Source organism: Kosmotoga sp. DU53 (assembly GCF_001639905.1).
Lineage (GTDB): Bacteria > Thermotogota > Thermotogae > Petrotogales > Kosmotogaceae > Kosmotoga > Kosmotoga olearia.
Genome location: NZ_JGCK01000042.1, coordinates 1 through 18,809, shown reverse-complemented (window position 1 = coordinate 18,809; position 18,809 = coordinate 1). Strand labels below are relative to the sequence as shown.

Annotated in this window: 22 protein-coding genes and 1 pseudogene; 17 read left to right on the top strand and 6 right to left on the bottom strand. The window is 42.1% G+C overall.

The genetic code is table 11. The features are described from left to right. The 11 genes from DU53_RS05940 to DU53_RS05890 all read left to right on the top strand — a co-directional run. The coding region (locus DU53_RS05940; RefSeq protein ID WP_153020827.1) for an integrase core domain-containing protein at nt 1–312 on the top strand (312 nt) is incomplete at its 5' end. A gap of 555 nt (nt 313–867) precedes the next feature. Next, nucleotides 868–1,155 carry a DUF5320 family protein gene (locus tag DU53_RS05935; RefSeq protein ID WP_063727999.1) on the top strand — a complete coding sequence of 96 codons (288 nt, stop codon included), beginning with the start codon at nt 868–870 and terminating at the stop codon, nt 1,153–1,155. 4 nt (nt 1,156–1,159) lie between these two features. Further along, nucleotides 1,160–1,423: a DUF5320 domain-containing protein gene (locus DU53_RS05930; protein WP_063727997.1), complete on the top strand. Its 264-nt coding sequence runs from the start codon at nt 1,160–1,162 to the stop codon at nt 1,421–1,423. 158 nt (nt 1,424–1,581) lie between these two features. Next, complete coding sequence (locus DU53_RS05925) at nt 1,582–2,430, top strand: ATP-binding protein (protein ID WP_063727995.1); 849 nt, start codon at nt 1,582–1,584, stop codon at nt 2,428–2,430. Continuing rightward, on the top strand, nt 2,427–3,290 hold the full coding sequence (locus DU53_RS05920; RefSeq protein ID WP_063727993.1) for an ATP-binding protein: 864 nt from the start codon (nt 2,427–2,429) through the stop codon (nt 3,288–3,290). Before DU53_RS05925 ends, DU53_RS05920 begins: the two co-directional genes overlap by 4 nt. 11 nt (nt 3,291–3,301) lie before the next feature. Then, nucleotides 3,302–3,667 carry a NifB/NifX family molybdenum-iron cluster-binding protein gene (locus tag DU53_RS05915; protein ID WP_063727992.1) on the top strand — a complete coding sequence of 122 codons (366 nt, stop codon included), beginning with the start codon at nt 3,302–3,304 and terminating at the stop codon, nt 3,665–3,667. A gap of 28 nt (nt 3,668–3,695) precedes the next feature. Then, entirely contained in the window at nt 3,696–4,046 is a 351-nt protein-coding gene (locus DU53_RS05910) for a NifB/NifX family molybdenum-iron cluster-binding protein (protein ID WP_063727991.1), read from the top strand. 12 nt (nt 4,047–4,058) lie between these two features. Then, nucleotides 4,059–4,349 (top strand): DUF362 domain-containing protein, encoded by a 291-nt coding sequence (locus tag DU53_RS05905; RefSeq protein ID WP_063727990.1) that lies wholly within the window; start codon nt 4,059–4,061, stop codon nt 4,347–4,349. 334 nt (nt 4,350–4,683) lie between these two features. Further along, on the top strand, nt 4,684–5,304 hold the full coding sequence (locus tag DU53_RS12825; RefSeq protein ID WP_235599730.1) for a hypothetical protein: 621 nt from the start codon (nt 4,684–4,686) through the stop codon (nt 5,302–5,304). A 5-nt stretch (nt 5,305–5,309) separates the two neighbouring features. Further along, entirely contained in the window at nt 5,310–6,656 is a 1,347-nt protein-coding gene (locus tag DU53_RS05895; RefSeq protein ID WP_063727989.1) for an FAD-dependent oxidoreductase, read from the top strand. 85 nt (nt 6,657–6,741) lie between these two features. Continuing rightward, nucleotides 6,742–7,098, top strand: a complete 357-nt coding sequence (locus tag DU53_RS05890; protein WP_063727986.1) for a PadR family transcriptional regulator — start codon at nt 6,742–6,744, stop codon at nt 7,096–7,098. A 66-nt stretch (nt 7,099–7,164) separates the two neighbouring features. Here the strand turns inward: DU53_RS05890 and DU53_RS05885 are convergent, their stop codons facing one another. Further along, nucleotides 7,165–7,809 carry a peroxiredoxin gene (locus DU53_RS05885; protein ID WP_063727985.1) on the bottom strand — a complete coding sequence of 215 codons (645 nt, stop codon included), beginning with the start codon at nt 7,807–7,809 and terminating at the stop codon, nt 7,165–7,167. A 284-nt stretch (nt 7,810–8,093) separates the two neighbouring features. Between DU53_RS05885 and DU53_RS05880 the strand changes: the two genes are divergently transcribed. The 4 genes and pseudogenes from DU53_RS05880 to DU53_RS05865 all read left to right on the top strand — a co-directional run bounded on the left by DU53_RS05880 (nt 8,094) and on the right by DU53_RS05865 (nt 12,680). Beyond that, a complete protein-coding gene (locus tag DU53_RS05880) occupies nt 8,094–8,396 on the top strand; it encodes a hypothetical protein (protein WP_015868480.1) in 303 nt (100 codons plus the stop codon). A gap of 9 nt (nt 8,397–8,405) precedes the next feature. Next, entirely contained in the window at nt 8,406–10,085 is a 1,680-nt protein-coding gene (locus tag DU53_RS05875; protein WP_063727982.1) for a LytS/YhcK type 5TM receptor domain-containing protein, read from the top strand. A 75-nt stretch (nt 10,086–10,160) separates the two neighbouring features. Beyond that, the gene (locus DU53_RS05870) at nt 10,161–10,868 is read left to right on the top strand and encodes a LytTR family DNA-binding domain-containing protein (RefSeq protein ID WP_015868478.1); all 708 of its coding nucleotides are present in this window, start codon (nt 10,161–10,163) and stop codon (nt 10,866–10,868) included. A gap of 115 nt (nt 10,869–10,983) precedes the next feature. Further along, a pseudogene (locus DU53_RS05865) lies at nt 10,984–12,680 on the top strand (carbon starvation protein A). Nucleotides 12,681–12,736: 56 nt separating this feature from the next. Here DU53_RS05865 and DU53_RS05860 read toward each other — a convergent pair. The 3 genes from DU53_RS05860 to DU53_RS05850 are packed head-to-tail and all read right to left on the bottom strand — an operon-like array spanning nt 12,737 to nt 15,271. After that, nucleotides 12,737–13,705: an ATP-binding cassette domain-containing protein gene (locus DU53_RS05860; RefSeq protein WP_063727981.1), complete on the bottom strand. Its 969-nt coding sequence runs from the start codon at nt 13,703–13,705 to the stop codon at nt 12,737–12,739. Between the two features lie 23 nt (nt 13,706–13,728). Then, nucleotides 13,729–14,505, bottom strand: a complete 777-nt coding sequence (locus DU53_RS05855; RefSeq protein WP_015868475.1) for an ABC transporter permease — start codon at nt 14,503–14,505, stop codon at nt 13,729–13,731. Nucleotide 14,506: 1 nt separating this feature from the next. After that, nucleotides 14,507–15,271 (bottom strand): ABC-2 family transporter protein, encoded by a 765-nt coding sequence (locus DU53_RS05850; protein WP_015868474.1) that lies wholly within the window; start codon nt 15,269–15,271, stop codon nt 14,507–14,509. Nucleotides 15,272–15,534: 263 nt separating this feature from the next. On the opposite strand from DU53_RS05850, the gene DU53_RS05845 reads away from it, so the two are divergent. Together DU53_RS05845 and DU53_RS05840 are read left to right on the top strand one after the other, a co-directional pair. Next, nucleotides 15,535–17,328, top strand: coding sequence for a 5'-nucleotidase C-terminal domain-containing protein (locus DU53_RS05845; protein ID WP_063727979.1), 1,794 nt, complete (start codon nt 15,535–15,537; stop codon nt 17,326–17,328). 169 nt (nt 17,329–17,497) lie between these two features. Beyond that, entirely contained in the window at nt 17,498–18,091 is a 594-nt protein-coding gene (locus tag DU53_RS05840) for a GGDEF domain-containing protein (RefSeq protein ID WP_063727977.1), read from the top strand. Between the two features lie 65 nt (nt 18,092–18,156). Here DU53_RS05840 and DU53_RS05835 read toward each other — a convergent pair whose 3' ends face one another. Together DU53_RS05835 and DU53_RS12150 are read right to left on the bottom strand one after the other, a co-directional pair. Next, a complete protein-coding gene (locus DU53_RS05835; RefSeq protein ID WP_063727975.1) occupies nt 18,157–18,501 on the bottom strand; it encodes a 1-acyl-sn-glycerol-3-phosphate acyltransferase in 345 nt (114 codons plus the stop codon). 177 nt (nt 18,502–18,678) lie between these two features. After that, nucleotides 18,679–18,809 (bottom strand): ATP-binding protein (locus DU53_RS12150; RefSeq protein WP_235599731.1); only part of this gene is annotated, 131 nt, incomplete at its 5' end.

Sequence of the window (18,809 nt, the reverse complement as noted above, 5' to 3'; positions counted from 1 at the left end):
AGAACGGATAACGGAAGCCAATTTAAAGCATTAGATACGGGAATATACATGAATGAAGAAAATATAATCCATGAATTTGGAATAGTAAGGAATCCGGATTCGCAAGCATTTATTGAATCGTCATTCTCTTCTTTGAAAAGGGAATTCGTAAGAAACAACGAATTCAAGAATCTTGAAGACTTGTGTGAAAAACTAAAGGTATATCTGTCTTTTTACAACAACCTGAGACCTCATGGGTCATTGAAATACCAAACACCAAGATACTATACTGAATTCTCCAGCCAAAACGAGCCTGTGTACGTAAATCCTTGATGTTGGTCTGCTTTTGTCCAATATTTGGGGGTCAAGCCGGTGACAATTGAAAACCATTGCTGTAGGGGCACAGCATGCTGTATAAAACTCGAGAGCCGAGAATCGAGAACCCGAGAATATAAAATCGTTGCGGGTTGTACGTTGTGGATTGTACGTAAGAATCGATAGTCCAAGAGCGTTTGGGGTATAGAGAGGCCCTTGTAGATCCTGAACTTGATTCAGGATCTGGTCCTGAAAACAAGATTCTGGATGGAACATCTCCAGAATGACTGTTTTGTGAGAAGATGGTACGGTCCGCGTTTTCTCTCGATTCTTACGCACAACCTACAACGGTTTTTATCGCTGCGAAGCAGTTCGTAGCAACCACATAGTGGTTCGAAACAACTCTGAAAGAGTTCGCAACAACCGCTTGCGGTTCGCGTCGTTTTACAATCTGACAGCCTCGCGAGCGTCATGTTTTATGATCTCCAAAACGCGCCTTGACATCAAGAGGAATGTGGTAGTATTATATATGTAGAACACATATATATGATACAATTCAAGGAGGTGAATTATATGCCAAATGGTTTCGGAAGAGGTTACGGTAGAGGCTATGGACGCGGCTTTGGCAGAGGCTACGGAAGAGGTTACGGTAGAACGGCTGGTTGGGGCTATGGTGGTTACGGATATGGTTATGGTCCCGAACCTGATTGTTTTCGTGGTTCTGCATATGACCCTTATGGCTCATGGAGACCGGATCCCAGGGAAGAAGAGCAAATGTTAATGGAATACAAAGCATTCCTTGAAGAAGAATTGGCTGAAGTTGAAAGAAGACTGAAAGGACTTCAGGATCAGGGGAGGTGAAAAAATGCCCTTTGGTGATGGATCGGGCCCAATGGGATATGGTCCAATGACCGGGCGTGGCCTTGGTTGGTGCTCAACAAGATTTTACTCTGGTAGAGACTTTTCTCCTATAAGAAGTTCTGTATGGTTCAACCCTTACATTTCACGCTATGGATGGTCCGGACTCAGAGGACCTGGTTTGGCCTGGAGACATGGATGGTACGGCAAGAGAGCCGGATTGGGTTTTAGAAGAGGCTACGGCCGTGGCAGAGGTTGGGGCCATGGATGATTATAATAGTTTGGGCAAAACATTCATGTTTTGAAAGAGGCCTCCAAATGCTGAGCTACACATTACCGCCAGATATCAACCAAGACTCATCAAGGCCTCTTTTTTTATGTGAAGAGTATACCTCTAATCGTACAATCTTTTTTTAGGAGGGTTGAATCTTGGTAATAGCTGTTCTCAGTGGAAAAGGTGGAACAGGGAAAACTACTATAGCAACAAATCTAGCGTGGACTCTTTCGAGAACAATGTCAGTTCAACTTCTCGATACTGACGTAGAAGAACCAAATTCCCATCTTTTCTTTGAAATAGAGTTCGAGAATCAGGAACAGGTTTCTCTTTTGCTTCCAAGGGTGAATAAAGAAAAATGTACTCTATGTGGTGAATGTGGTAGAGTTTGCCAGTTTGGTGCTATATCTGTTTTCAAAACGGGTGTAATGGTTTTTGACAATCTTTGCCATGGTTGTGGGGCATGTTCGATAGTATGCCCAACAAAAGCAATATATGAAGTACCGAAGGAGATTGGCGTTATTAAACTCGGTAAAGTAGATGAAAACCTATCCTTTGGAATGGGATTGTTGAATATAGGAGAACCTTCTGGTGTCAGGGTTATACGTCAGTTGAAAAAACATATAGATGGTTCCCGGATAACGATTATAGATGCGCCACCAGGAACTTCCTGTCCTGTTGTTGAAACATTGCGAGGCACCGATTTTGCGCTTATGGTAACCGAAGCAACTCCTTTTGGACTGCACGATCTAAGACTGGCGGTAGATGTTGTGGAAGAAATGAAAATTCCCATGGGAATCATAGTAAATAGAGCATCTGATGATTACACTGAAGTAGAGAAATTCGCAAAAGAAAAAGACATTCCAGTTTTAGATAGGATTCCCTTTGATAGAGATATAGCAGAATACTACTCTCGCGGACTTCTCTTTACAAAGGAAAACCCTGAGTGGTTTAGACACTTCGAAAAACTCTTTGATAGCATAACCGGAGTGATGAAGAAATGAAGCAAATAGCCATTGTTAGTGGAAAAGGCGGAACAGGAAAAACGACTCTTTCCGGCTCGCTTTCATATCTTTTCGATAATCATGTAATGGCTGATTGTGATGTGGACGCGCCGAACCTTCATCTTCTTATGAAACCAGAAACCCTTGAAACTCATGAGTATATCGGCGGGAAAAAAGCTGAAATAAATGATACTTGTATTGCTTGCGGCATATGCGAACGAACCTGCCGCTTCGATGCCATAAGACCTGGAAATCCTTATTCTGTGGATCCATACGCCTGTGAAGGTTGTGGAGCATGCGTTCTCACCTGCCCGATAAATGCAATCTCCTTAAATGACAACCGTTCTGGTGTTTATTACCTTTCGAAAGTCGATGATCTTCCGTTAAGCCATGCACTACTCGATCCCGGGGAAGAAACCTCCGGTGGATTGATAGCCGAAGTAAGAAAATTGGCCTTGAAGGCTGCAGAAGATGAGAAAAGGGAAACGATCATAATAGATGGCTCCCCAGGTATCGGATGTGCCGCTACCTCTTCTATTACTGGAGCGAATTACGTTGTTATTGTTGCGGAACCTACAGTCTCAGGGCTCCATGATCTCGACAGAATTGTTCAAACTGTCCGTCATTTTAGAAGGAAATTTGGGATCGTGATAAACAAATTTGACCTCAACCAGGATAAGACCCAGGAGATTATTGACTGGTGCAAAAAAGAAAGCATTGAGATTCTTGGGAAAATACCTTTCGATCCCATGGTGCGCGAAGCGACTATAAAAGCGCAACCCGTAGTTATTAACGAAAATTCAAAAGCCGCCAAAGCAATAAGGGAGCTATACAAAAAAATCAAAGACAAACTTAGTTAGGAGGTGGAACTGTGATTATTGCTGTTCCTGTAATGAATGATGCTGGTCTTGAAGCTATGATTTCTGAACACTTTGGGCATGCTCCATACTTTGCTTTTGTAAAAGTTGAAGACAATAAAATTTCTTCAGTGGAAATTGAACCCAATCCATTTGAAGATCATGGACCAGGTGAGATTCCCGAGTATATTTATCGAAAGGGTGCGAAAGTTCTTATAGCTCGGGGAATGGGTGCTAGAGCTAAAGCTTTTTTCAGCAGTTTTGGTGTTGAAGTGTTGACAGGCGCAAGTGGTTCTCTAAAAGAAATTATTGATGGTTATCTTGAAGGGCAGTTGAAAAGTGTTAATTATGAACCTGATAAGAAGTTCCATAATCATTGATTCTTTAGAACCTGGAGGTGAATAGAAGATGAAGTACGCTTTGCCAGTTAAAGATAAGAGCCTTGATGCGGAGGTTGATGATAGATTCGCAAGAGCAGCCTTTTTCGTTATATACGATTCAGACACAGAAGAAGCGGAATTTTTTGAAAATGAAGGAACTCAGGCTCACGGTGCCGGCCCAAAAATGGTTGAAACTCTGGCAAGCAAAGGAGCCGAAGTCCTTATAGCAAAAAATGTTGGTCAAAATGCTTTTTCCGCACTGAAACAGGTCGGAATGAAGGTTTTAATTGCAAAGGAGGGAACAGCCAGGGAGAACATAGAAAGCGCTATGAATGGTGATCTCTCAGCACTTGAAACTCCCGGCCCTTCCCATGGATGAGGAGGTAGTTCAATGCCGTGGGTTAAAGAAAACGATTGTATCGGGTGCGGCCTTTGTGTACAGGCTTGCCCGGTTGAGAACGCAATTAAAATGAAAGACAGAAAAGCCGTGATAGACAATTCCGTCTGTACGCGCTGCGGAAAGTGTTTTGATGTATGCCCCAAAAACGCAATCCATCCCAATTCTGAAAACCCCTTTCTACGTGGAAGAGGAATAGGAGGAGGAGGAGGACGGCGCCGAGGCCGCAGCATGGGACGCGGATTTGGAAGAGGAATTGGTCGGGGGCGAGGCGGAGCCATATGAACCACCCCAACGCCAGAAATAAGAATTCGAGACATGTTTATGGAATCGTCCCTTCACGAAGACTGGGAAGATCCCTCGGTGTGAGCACCGTTCCTTTCAAGGTCTGCAATTATTCCTGTGTTTACTGCCAACTTGGAAGAACTACGAAAATATGCAACACAAGACAAAGCTTTTACCCTCCAAACGAAATTTTGGGTGAACTCGAAGAATTTTTAAAAGTGCACATCGAGAACGAATATGATGTTATAACCCTCGTTTCGGAAGGAGAGCCGTTGTTGTATAGACCATAGATATCATAATATCCGGGATAAAGAGATTATCAAAAAAACCCGTTGTGGTCATTACCAACGGCTCTTTGTGTTACGATGAAAATGTAAGAAATGAAGTCAGACAAGCGGATATTATAATGCCCACTCTTGATGCCTGGGATGAGGAAAGCTTCAAACGCATCAACAGACCATTTGGCAAATTGAGTTTTGAGAAGGTTTATAGAGGCCTCCTTGAATTAAGAAATTCATTTCCAGGTGAAATATGGCTCGAAGTTATGCTCATAAAGGGGCTGAACGACTCTAAAGAACAACAGGAAAAATTAGCTGAGCGGATCGCAAAACTAAAACCAGATAGGGTGTATGTCAATGTTCCGCTACGTCCTCCAGCAGAACCATGGATTGAAAAACCCGATGAGTCAACGATAAAGCGAGCACGGGAGTTATTAAATGCTACAAGCATCGAAAAAGGTACTTCCGGAAAATTTGTTTCTTCGGAAAGTAATGCTGAAAGTGCTCTTCTCGAGATTATAAAGCGTCATCCAATGTCAAGAAACGATATATGTAGTTTTTTGGAACAAAGAAAAATTAATTGCAAACAATTTCTAAGGGAGTTTGAAGATCTTGTTCATGTAAAGAAGATTGTCTACAATGGAATTGTATTCTACAGATTTATGGAGGAGGGGTAATTTTTATGAAAAAAGATGTTGTCATAATCGGTGGAGGCCCCGCCGGGCTTGTTACCGCAACAACAGCAAAGAAAACCTATCCAGACAAGGAGATTCTGATAATCAGAAAAGAAAACGTCGGACTTGTTCCCTGTGGTATTCCGTACATTTTTGGTACCATAGGTTCGGTTGACGGCAACATAATGGGAACCAAACCCGCAGAAAACCTCGGTGTGGAATTCATGACTGCGGAGGTTATCGGCGTAGATTTTGAAGCCAAAATAGTAGAGACAGCTTCAGGCGAAAGTATCCAGTATGATAAACTCGTTTTCGCTACTGGTTCCATACCGGTTATCCCAAAAATAGAAGGAGCGGAATTAAACGGCGTTTACGCAATTCCAAAAAACAAAGAAGAAATAGAGAAGGTTTATGAAGCGGCTAAGAAAGCGGACAATGTAACAATCCTTGGTGGAGGATTCATCGGCGTTGAAGTTGGCGATGAAATCAGAAAGATGGGGAAGAAAGTTACAATAATTGAAGCAAAGCATCATCTCCTTCCCGCTGCTTTCGACGAATCATTTGGCAAGTTGATGGAAGAAAATCTTAAAGAAAAGAATGTCGTTGTAATGACCGATACCCTTGTGACAAAGATTCTTGGAACAGATAAGGTCGAAGGTGTTGAACTTTCCAGTGGTGAAAAACTTCCAACGGACATGGTTATTTTTGCTGTTGGGTACAAACCGAATACTGAACTTGTGAAGAAGCTTCCTATCCATCTCGGATACAGTGGTTCCATCTGGGTAGATGAATACATGAGAACCAGTGTTAAAGATGTTTTCGCTGTTGGAGACTGTGCAGAACACAAAGATTTCTTCACCAGAAAACCAAGTAAACTCATGCTGGCATCCACAGCCGCATTTGACGCGAGAGTTGCCGGAGCAAATCTTTACACTCTTAAAGTCGTGAGAGAGAATCATGGAAATCTGGGAGTATTCTCAACCTCGGTTGAAGGATTGACCCTTGGGGCTGCTGGAATGACATACAAAACGGCTTGCGAGGAAGGTTTCGAATGCGTTGTTGGAGAGGCAAAAAGCATAGATAGGCATCCTGGTACACTTCCAGATAAAAGCAGCCTTTATGTAATGTTGACTTTTTCTAAAGAAAGCGGAATACTGCTTGGTGCGCAGATAGCTGGTGGAAAGAGTGTAGGCGAAATGATAAATATTCTTGGTCTTGGCTTACAAATGGGAGTTACGGCTAACGATCTGGTAACCATGCAGATAGGCACCCACCCACTTTTGACATCTGCTCCCACTGTATATCCAATTATAACTGCAGCTGAAGCTGCTATAAGAAAACTTAGGGCTGAATGATAAACTGAATCTATGTATAATTGGGTTGGGATCAAATGATCCCAACCCATTATTTTCATCCCAGGATAAATTAGGAGTGATGTATATGCCTGGTTTTGGTAGAGGTAGAGGAATGTGGCGCTGGTGGCAAAGCGTGTTTTTGTTACTTTTGATAGCTGAAAAGCCTGGCCATGGATATGAGTTATCTGAGAGACTCCGTGAGCTGGGTTTGGCGAAACAAGGAATCAGTAACATGGGAAACCTTTATCGTTTACTTGCAGAACTGGAAATGAATGGTTTTGTAATTGCCGATTGGGATACTTCCGCTCCCGGTCCAGCAAAAAAGATTTACCGTATAACAGATTCTGGAATGATGTTTCTCGATGAAGCTGCTTCCCATATTCTGGAATTTGAAAAAGTGCTTTCGGAATTTAAAGAAAAATACAATAACCTCAAAAAATAAAGAAAGGCGAGGCTTTTCAACCTCGCCTGTGGCCGAGTTTTTCGCTCAGGGGGTAACTGAAATTGATCAATCGACTTTTTTGTGACAGAACCACCAATCAAAGCATTGATATTCTTCTTTTCTCTTTTCTGCAGTTTCTATGTCGCTTGCAGGTGGAACAATAACTTCATCGCCAATAAGCTCATTGTTTGGCCAATTCGCTGGAATAGCAACACCCTTATCGTCAGAAACCTGGAATCCTTTGGTCATTCTTAAGATTTCGTCAACGTTTCTGCCGAGTTCCTGCGGGTAGTAAAGTATGGCACGGATAATTCCTTTTGGATCAACGATGAAAACAGCCCTGACAGTATTCGTGCCTTTTCCGGGATGGATTAGTCCAAGCTTGGAAGCAACTTTCCCAGTATCATCCGCGATTATAGGGAATTTAATCTCTACATTAAGATTGTCCTTGATCCATTCAACCCATTTAATGTGGGAGAACACCTGGTCAATGCTCAAACCTATTAATTCAGTGTTTAGCTTTTTGAACTCATCGTATCGCTTTTGGAAAGCAACAAATTCGGTCGTACAAACCGGCGTAAAATCTGCTGGATGGCTGAAGAGAATGAACCATTTGCCTTCAAAGACGTCAGGAAGTTTCATAACACCATGTGTTGTTTGTACCTCTAATTCAGGGAACTTTTCTCCTATCAATGGGATTCTTTCTTCCATAAAACTCACCTCCAATTTTTAATTGTTACAATTTATAACGCATCTAAATTGCTATATTTATTATACTACTTTTCCACCATGAAAGTCAAGAAAACGAATTGCTTCAAAAAAAATCTACTCGAAAAGGGAACGTTGCGTCAAAAATAAATCTACTCAAAAAAGAGGGATAATCTTTCTTGGCACTTAAAGTAACGCAAATGAGAAATAATGATACGCGATAAAGGTTCAAATTACAGCTAGTGTATAATAAATTTGTTCTTGCTGAACCAAACGGAGGAGATAAAGTGGCAGAGTACCAGGTTGCAATAATTTATGGGCGATTAGCGGGAGTTGAAGATTTTAGAGCTATCAAAGACTACTTTGAAAAAGGGTTTTCAACAAAATTTATTTTCTTCGTTAGCAGGGAACCTGTAGGAGCGGCGACAGAATTCATCAAAGAACTTCTCTATTGCGATGTTAAAGTCGTTGAGAACCCCAGAAAGGAAGCAAAGAAACTTTTTAAAAAACTCAAAGCCTCAGGACAAAAGGTGTTTATCATAGCCAGCGACGAATTTGGATACAGAGGCATGAGTGGAGATCCGGTTTAGGGGGAGAGTATGTTTGAAAACATCGCTTTCATCCTGATTGAGAGAGTAGCCATAATCACCATGACCATCTATATTATTTTCACTTTTTCTTTCTCTCAAAGACACCTAATCATACGTTCCAAACCACAATCAACCATTTTTATAGGAATTCTTGGGGGAGTTCTCGGTATCATAGGAACCTTTCTCGGAATAGAGTATAAAACGGCTATAACAAACTATCGAGATATGGGGGTTATAATCGCAGCAGTCATAGGCGGGCCGATATCCGGAACTATAAGCGGCCTTATCGCTGGACTTCACAGGATGACCCTTGGAGGAGTTACCGGGATATCGTGTTCATTAGCAACCATCATGGTTGGTGTTCTAACAGGTTTTTCACGAAAACTCTTCGGGCCGAAGCTTCTACGTCCTCAGTTTGTGGTTCCCTTGACAATTGGAATGGAATTTTTACACCTTGGCTTTGTTTATCTGGTAACCTTCCCAAAAGACATTGCCGCAGACATAGTGACCACTGTTTTGCTTCCAATGGTTTTAGGAAATTCAATCGGCGTCTTATTGCTTTCACTCATATTCAGAAACCTCCAAATAGAAAAAGAGAATGTAACCGAAGAAACCACTCAATCGATATTCAAAATAGTAGAGAACACGATAGGTCTTAAAGATAAAGGACTCAATGAGACCACAGCAAGACAGATATGTGAAACGATAAAGAAATTGACAAGTTTTGACGCTGTAGCGCTCACAACAAGAGAAAAAATCCTGAGTCACGTTGGCGCCGGCGAAGATCACCACACCCCGGGAAATCCAAATCTCACAGAATCCACAAGACTAACCATTCAAAAAGGTAAAGCTAGACTAATAAAACACCGTTCAGGTATTGGTTGCAGTCATAAAAACTGTCCCCTGTTCAGAGGCATTCTCATTCCCATAAAATTCACAAATGGCGAGACTATTGGAACGTTGAAGTTATACAAAACAAAGGAAAATGACATAGAGAAGTACGAGATAACCTTTGCAAAGGGCCTTGGACAGATACTTTCTCTTGAACTCGAACTTTCAAAAACCAGCAAAGAAGCCAGAGACAACGCGGAAGCGCGTTACAGGCAACTTGTAGCCAAAACAGATCCTCATTTCCTTTTCAACATACTCAATGCTCTGGCTTACCTAACCAGGCACGATTCAGAAAAAGCCAGAGAAATGATCCTAAAACTCTCAGAAATGATGAGATATACACTTCGCGAAAAGAGAACCTTCGTTCCTCTGGACGACGAACTCTCTTTTGTAAGAAATTACCTGCAACTCATGAAAATCCGTTTTGGCGAGCTTTTGGACTTCAAAATGGAAAAGGACCTCAAAGAACCATTTTGGATTCCACCTTTTACAATCCAACCGATAGTAGAGAACTCGATCAAGCACGGCATGATACCAAACAAAAAGCTATTCGTAAGAATCAGTGTGAAAGTTAAATCAAGGAATGTCGAGATCTTGATATTCGACACAGGAAAGGGTATAGAAAATGAAAATAAGCTTCAAACAGGTATTGGGTTAAAATTGATAAGGGAAAGATTGTCTAACCTGTACGGAGAAAAAGCCCATTTGGAAGTTAATAGCAAACCAATGAAAGGGACGACCATAACGATAAGAATACCGGAATCACTGGCAAAGAAAAAGGTTAGTGAAATAAGCTAAGTATGCTTGAAGAAGGGAGGCATAGGCGTTTATTTCTCCGAGTTTTGAAATTGAAAATCTAAACGCCAAAAGCTTATGAATATAAAAGCTATCGTTGTCGACGATGAAATAATCGCCAGGAAAGCAATTATCGAGCTTATCGAAGATTATCAAAATATTGAAGTGATGGGCGAAGCTTCTTCGGCGGAAGAGGCCCTGGACATAATTAAAACAAAAAAACCGAATGTTGTTTTTCTCGATATCCAGCTTCCTGGATTCAATGGAGTTGAATTTGTTGAACTGTTGAATCGACTTGAAGAAAAGGTCCTTGTCGTTTTCATATCTGCCTATGATGAATATGCTCTCGATGCTTTTGAAGTTGATGCAGTGGATTACCTGATGAAACCGGTAAGTCCGGAAAGGTTCGCGGTAACAGTTGAACGCATCGAAAAGGTTCTGGCTAAAGAGGGAGTGCTGGAAAAAGTTCCGGTGAAAGAAGATAATCTTCTTGAGATGGTTGATCTTGAAGAGATTTTCTATTTCGAGTCTATGGATAAAAAAGTTTATCTCCACACGAAAGAAGATGAGCTTGAAGTTTATCGTTACAATCTCTCAGAATTAGAATCAAGTCTTCCATCTTTTTTTGCAAGAGTACATAAGTCATTTATTGTAAACCTAAAAAAAGTTAGACGTTTCTCCTCATGGCCAGGAAGCCGTTCATACTTTCTCACTCTTTCCAATGGAAAGGAAATCCCGATAGGAAAGAACTACAAAAGTAAGATTAAGAAGCTCCTCCACCTCTAGCCCGCCTTTCACTCCAAAATCTGCGCCTTTTGCTCCAAAAGAATTGATCGTTCACAAATTCAATTAATAAAATTAAGGTTGCGGGTTTACTAATCTCAATGGAGGAGGAGAGCTTATGAACTCATTGTTTCTGGCTATACTCGCGTTTGTTGGGTATATCATCGCCTACAACACCTACGGCAGATGGATAGGAAACAAGATCTTCAAACTAAACAACAAAAACGTGATGCCTTCCCACAAGTACGAAGATGGGGTCGATTACGTTCCCACAAAGCGTCATATTATACTCGGGCACCACTTCACAACCATTGCCGGTACCGGTCCGATAGTTGGCCCCGCAATAGGTGTTATCTGGGGATGGGTTCCAGCTTTTATCTGGGTTTTCTTTGGTTCGATCTTCATGGGAGCTGTTCATGATTTCTCAGCCCTTGTAATCTCTGCAAGGCATGAGGGGAAAACCATAGGCGAACTCACAAGAGGCTCATAAGCAATCGAACAGCTGTTGTATTCCTCATACTCATCCAGTTCTTGCTGTGGATCGTTATAGCCATATTCGCCATGATAATGGGTATACTTTTTAACATGTACCCGGCATCAGTATTCCCCGTCTGGATGGAAATTCCCATAGCTTTGCTCCTTTCCTACATGATTTACAAAAAAGGCAAGAGCGATGTCGTATGGTCAATCATAGCAATAATAGCCATGTATGTTACGATCTGGATAGGTCTGTATCTCCCGATAACGGTTCCTCCAATAGCAGGATCATCCGTTATCACATGGTCGTTGATACTCTTCGTATACGTTTTCATAGCCTCGACACTTCCCGTTCACTGGCTCTTACAGCCAAGGGATTACATAAACTCCCACGAACTCTTAATAGCTATGGGGCTCTTAACGGCTGGCGTATTTGTGGCACACCCAACCATAGTGGCTCCTGCATTCAATAGCGTCCCGGATGCCCCGCCAATACTCCCAATGCTATTTATAACTATCGCATGTGGAGCGATTTCTGGATTCCACAGTCTGGCTGCTTCAGGAACAACGGTAAAACAGGTTGACAAAGAGACGGATACGCTGGCTGTTGGGTACGGCGGAATGATTCTGGAAGGCGTTCTTGCCACACTCGTTATCATAGCCGTTACAGCCGGACTCGGTATGTCAGGAGGCGCTCAGGTATTCACTGAAAGATATGCAAGCTGGGCGAGCGCGAGTGGGCTTGGTGCAAAGCTTGCGGCCGTTGTTGATGGATCTGCCAACCTTATGGCTTCTCTCGGTATACCTAGAGATCTGGCCGCTTCCATCATGGCGGTCTTCATCGTCTCCTTTGCTGGGACAACTCTCGATTCAGCTACGAGGATTCAGAGATTTTCGTTGCAGGAACTTTTGAAAAACCGCAAAGGTAAAACTATCAAACCCTTTGACAATAGATACGTTGCAACATTTGTGGTAGTTTTTGCAGCAGCAGTCCTCGCTTTCTTGAAGCCCGGTGGTAAGGGTGCTCTCATACTCTGGCCACTCTTTGGTGCTCTTAACCAGCTTCTCGCCGGTCTTGCTCTTATGATTGCAACGGTTTATCTCGCAAAGAAGAAGAGACCTTTCTACGTTACTCTTATTCCAATGGTGTTCATGCTGACGATGACAATATGGGCAACCTTCTACAACCTGAATAAATTTATCGCAACCCAGAACTGGCTGCTGATATTCATCTCAGTTGTCACATTGCTCATTACCGCCTGGATGATTTATGAATCTGCAAAAGCTATTGCTAACTCGAAATCACAGAAACCGTTGGTAGAAGAACTTGAGGATTGAGAAATAGAAAACATAATAAAAAACAGGTGGGCACCCCCCACCTGTTTTTTTGCCTTCTAATTTTGTCTGTAAATGGCTTTTATGATCTCTTCTATATCAGGTTCTTCCACCCGGAAATCTTCAATCTCAAACTTCTGAAAAAGTCTCTTTGCAATTTCACCAGGACGTTCTTTATTATGTAGTTTTACAACGATCTCGTCCCTTTCCTGATGATATGTTCCACCTATCTCAGATAGGAACTCAAGGCTTTCTGCGAGAACTTTTTTGTAGGACTCTTTTAATGTAGCCCTGATAACCGTCGGAATGTCTGTGAGCGCCTTCAATCCGGAGACTTTTCCTTTGTAAATGAGGGTACCGTGGTTTATGATCAAAATTTCGTTGCAGAGGGTCTCTATATCTTTCAAATCATGGGTAGTGAGGAATATTGTCTTCCCTTGCCTGTTTAGCTCCATCAAAAAATCCTGAACTCTATGTTTGGAAACAACATCCAGGCCGATTGTCGGTTCATCGAGAAATAAAATATCTGGATCGTGGATCATTGCTGCCGCGAGCTCCGCACGCATACGCTGTCCTAAACTGAGCTGCCTGACTGGTTGATTCAAGATTTCAGATAGGTGCAGCCTCTCAATAAGATATTTAATATGCTTCCTATATTTATCGTCAGGAACTTTGTAAAGCGCTTTCAACAAAGTATAGGTGTCCTTTACCGGAAGATCCCACCACATCTGCGTTTTTTGGCCGAAAACAACCCCTATGTTTTTCACATACTCTTTTCTGTTTTTCCAGGGACACCATTTATCTACCCTAACCGTTCCATGATCCGGAACCATGATCCCGGTCAAAATTTTGATTGTAGTTGACTTTCCGGCACCATTTGGACCGATATAGCCGAGGAATTCTCCGCGTTTTACGGTAAAATCTACATTTCTCAATGCTCTAACTATTCTTTTCTTCCTTTTCAGTCCTGTTCTTTCATAAACCGTGTAATTTTTTTGTAGCTCTTTCACTTCAATAAAATCATCCATAATGATCACCTCCTGTGTAACCGCTACGTTCCCGTGCTGGTGTAATGTTTTACTCCGGTTCCCCAGAGTAGAAATGTTACAGGGACGAGCACGGAAACCGTAATAAATGGGGCAAAGAGAGCAAAGATGTCGTTCGTTTTGTGCAACAAATAGGCGAGAGGATAATAAGCAATGGTTGCCAATGGAATAACAAAGGTAAGTATATTTCTCAGAAAAGGGCCGTAGATACTTATCGGATAAGCTGCCGCCGCTTTTGTAGAATAAAAAGCCACAACCCTGATATCTTCATTCCTAACTGACCAGAAAGCTACCGTTGCGAGTAATAGATTGATGCAGAAATGAATAACTGCTGAAAAAGCTACCAGGACGATATACCACAGAATGAATCTAACATTCCACATACCAGCGTACGTGATTCCAAATGCACCGAGACCCACAGCCTGAATAATATCGCCCATTCGTCTTAGTTCTATTCGCTGGAGAATAAGTTGTTTGATCGTTGAAATCGGCCTGACAAGAATAGCATCAAAACGTCCGGTGATGATCAAATCCTGGAAACGAAGGATGCCGTCTCCAAAAATTCTAAAGATCCCCCAACCAGCTTCTACGATCGAGTAGATAATTGCTACTTCGGAAAGTGACCATCCTCCCATATCTTTAAAGGTAAGCATCATAAACGCAATTATGAGAAAATCACTGAACATCGCGAGCCCGCTTACGATCATATCAACGTAAAAATTGACGCGGTATTCGATTTGAGATTTCAAACTTGCAACAAGAAGAGCTTTGAATACACCCATTTTATCCCCCCTGGATCCTGATTTCTTTTTTTATAAGCTCGGTAAGTCCAAAAGCTGTAAGCCCCAACGTGAGTATCCAGAACCACTGGATCCCAAAAGCCTTAATGGGATCAATTTTTCCAAGATAAACACTTCCCGGTATATAGCTTGTTGAGGCGAAAGGGAGCAACGGCATTATCTTTCTCAGGAATGCTGGATAGTACTGTGCTGGTAAAAAATATCCTCCGAAAAGGTTCATAAAAAAGTAGTACATTCCCTGAGCAGCTGTGTAGTTAAGAAATTTGACCATCCATAAGCCCACAAAATAGTTCATGAAAAATGAGATTACAAAGGCATTGGAAACCGATACCATATAAGGAATTATCCTTCCTGCATCCGGAAACTTCACGCCAAGTAACGTTACTCCCAGGAGATAAATGGGCAATGATCTGAAAACAAAGTTATAAACGATATGCCCAAGAACTTCAAAGAAACTCTGGTACATCAGGCCATAGGGTCGAATGAGGTCGAACACGATCGTTCCATCGTAAACCTTACGGATTAAAAAAGCACCGCGCGGAAGAAACATGGTTACCCAGAGTGCAGATTGGTTGACCATAACGTAAGTAATCATGGTCGAGGCTTCGGGTGAATCGCCAAGAACGGCTTTCCATATACAGACGAAGATATAGCCAAAAACAAAACTTCCGATGTTGGCAGCGACGTGATTCAACAGGTAAACCTGGTTCCGCAAGAAAGAGGCTCTGGCAATTGCTAGACCACGCACAAAAAACTCCTCCTTTCGGACGGAGCGGTTCCCAAGGTGAAGAAAAGGGTCAATAACGTAGTGTTCAAGCAAAATAGCGAACCTATCGAAGACACAAAAATGCGGCAGCGAAGGAAATTATAACATCTAATACCCAATAAGAAAAGCGCCTAATAACGAGTGAAACCATTCTGTAACACAGTCTTCCTCACAAAACTTTGCTGCTAAACCATAAGTTTGTATAATATATTGTTGCCAAAAAAAACTGACAGGGGGGAATAAGCATGAGGAAAACCTTTTTGGTATTTTTAATACTCCTGCTCGCTTTGTCGCTGCTTGCCAAAACCATCACTCTAACGATCTTGCACACCAGCGACTTACACGGAAACATTTTCCCGATCAACTACGCCACCAACAAACCTTACTACGTCGGGCTTGGAAAGATCCAGAGCCTCGTGAAAACAGTCAAAGCTGAAAATCCAAACATTCTTCTCATCGACACGGGTGACCTGATTCAGGGTACTCCTTTGGAGTATTACCACGCTCGTATCGATAACGAACCTGTAGACCCTATGGTTCTTGTGATGAATTACATGGGGTATCAATGCAGCATACTCGGAAACCACGAATTCAACTACGGCATGAATATTCTAAACAAGGCTGTTTCAGAAGCTAACTTCCCATTCCTGAGTGCCAATATAGTCAAAAAAGGGACCGAAGAACCTTATTTCAAGCCGTATCTGATCACTGAAGTTGACGGTGTAAAGGTCGGGATTCTGGGATTGACTACAAAGTATATTCCTAACTGGGAAGATCCGAAGAATATCGCTGAGCTGGATTTCCTTGATCCTGTGGAAGTAGCGAAAAAATACGTTAAAATCCTCAGGGAAGAGGAAGGCGTCGATGTGGTGATAGTTGGCTATCATGGTGGACTGGAACGCGATCCAAAAACGGGCGAACCAACAGAGGAACTAACTGGCGAAAATCAGGGCTACCAGTTGATCGAAGAAGTGCCCGGAATCGATGCTCTTCTCACCGGACATCAGCACAGATCAATAGCTGAAATCATCAACGGTGTGGCTGTTACCCAGCCAAGAAACTGGGGGAAAGCCCTCGGTAAGATTGACATCGTTCTCGACGATTCCAACGGAAAATGGGAAGTAGTGGATAAAAAGGTAGAACTTCTCAGCTCAAAGACTGTTGACGCCGATCAGGAAGTTCTCGAACTCGTTCAGCCCTACGAAGACAAAGTACAGAAATGGCTCAACCAGCCGGTGGGACTTGCAAAAGGTGATTTCTACATTGATGATCCTTTAATAGCACGTCTTGCAGATAACCCATTGATAGAATTCATCAATAGAGTCCAGATGTACTACAGCGCTGCCCCGATCTCTTCTTCCGCTCTCTTCAACAACGATATAAAAGGCTGGAAAGAAGGCCCAATAACACTGAGAGACATTAACGCGGTGTACATATATCCAAATACATTGAAAGTTCTAAGGGTAAAGGGTAAAGACATAAAAGATGCCCTTGAAAAGAGCGCAGATTACTTCGCTTTCGAAGATGACCAAATAAAAGTCAACCAATCATGGGTTGATCCCAAACCAAGGCATTATAACTACGACATGTGGGAAGGCATAAACTACACGATAGCCGTCAACAGGCCCGTCGGTGACAGAATCGTAGAACTAACATTCCAGGGTAAACCCATCGATATGGAAGCCGAATACGAAATCGTTCTCAACAATTACAGAGCAGGTGGCGGCGGTGGCTACACCATGTTCAAAGGGAAACCCGTGGTAAGAGAAGTTATGATGGAAGTTGCCGAACTCATAGCGGATTATGTAATGGAGCACGAAGTCGTGGAGGCACAAACAGATAACAATTGGCACGTCGTCGTTGAAAAGGTTCACGAAGTCACCTACGGTGATACGCTCAGCAAGATTGCCAAGATCTATGGAGTGAGCGTTAAAGACATTCTCAGATGGAATCCCTGGATCGAAAATCCTGATCTTATATACCCGGGTCAAAAAATCACGATATACGTTCCATACGTTCGATATATACCGGTACTGTAACCTGTATTAAATCTTAATAAAAAAAGACAGGGGAGCCAAACGGCTCCCCTGTCTTTTTTGCTATAAATACTAAGTTCACCCCAAATTTACACAAATGAACTGAATCGGAAATATTGAATATGTATATTGATATATGTACCTATATCTATATATAAAGGGGTGGTTTTTTATGACTTTTGATGAATGGAAACTCGAACTCGAACAGGCAGCCAGAGGAGGGCGCCTCACCATCGGAAATCTGGACATAGACAACTTCGGGCCCCTAAACGAGAAATTCGGGCGTGAGTGTGGAGACAAAGTACTGGAATTTTTTGGAGAAATCCTGAAACAAAATCTTCCAGAAAAGGTATCTTTTGTACGTTTTGGTGACGAATTTTTCGTATACTCTACTGAATACTCCCTTGAAAATCTGTTCATGGAAATACAGGAAATAAGGCAGATTATCGAGGATGGGAAGGTTGAATGTAATGGAAAAGAGATCACTTTCACCGTTTCCGGATCCGTAGGGGAATACCCAAGGAACGCTTCGTCAATAGAAAAATTACTCAATCTCCTTTCAGAAGGAATGCGAAAAGCCAAGGAGAAATTGAACCAGATAGTCTTCGCACCTATGGAAAGAGAACAAAAAATGGTCTTAAAATCCAATTATTATTTTAAGTCTCAACTCGATGGACTCTCGAAATTGGCAAAAATGCTCAATAGAACGGAATCTTCGCTTCTTAGAGAAGCCCTCGATGACCTGTTGAGAAAATACAAACTCTGATAAAATTTCAAGTTGCTAAAGAACGGGTGGTCATACCACCCGTTTTTTTGCGAAACGAGGACAGGTTATCCTATCCACTTTGGGCCTTCCATGTTGTAGAACCTATTGTAGTACTCACCGAATTTTCTCTCTATCAGTTTCATCATTCGATCAACATCTTCTTTTTCTTCTTTTAGCGGATCAGGATATATTGGTTCACCAAAATGGACCGTAATGGTTCCACGTTTGCGGTAATCTTTGATAACACGTTTCACAGCTTTTAGAGGTGGTTCATGATCAAGTTCAGGTCTGAAAACATATCCATTCTCTATTCCAACGGGTACGATCGGTACATTTGCTCTATGGGCAACAACAGCTACTCCGGGGTAAAGTCTTTTTTCCCAGTTCCAGTAACCTTCTGGAAATATCATGACAGTACCACCTTTTTTAAGATACAGGATCACGTCCCGTATGGTTTTCTTGTTCAGAGTCTGTTTTATCTTTGGATCTTGAGAAACTCTAAATCGCCAAAATGCCTTGTAAAGGATGTATAAAGTCAATAGGTTTTTGACCCGGGAGGGCCATAAGGAAATGACCCGCTACCCACCTCAGGTATCTTCTAAAATATCCCTTCTTCTGTAACTTCTTCCAGACATATTGAGGATCAAAGCGTTGTGTGTAATTCTGTCTAACAATGCCATGGTTAGGGCTTTATCATGGAAAATCTTTATCCATTCTG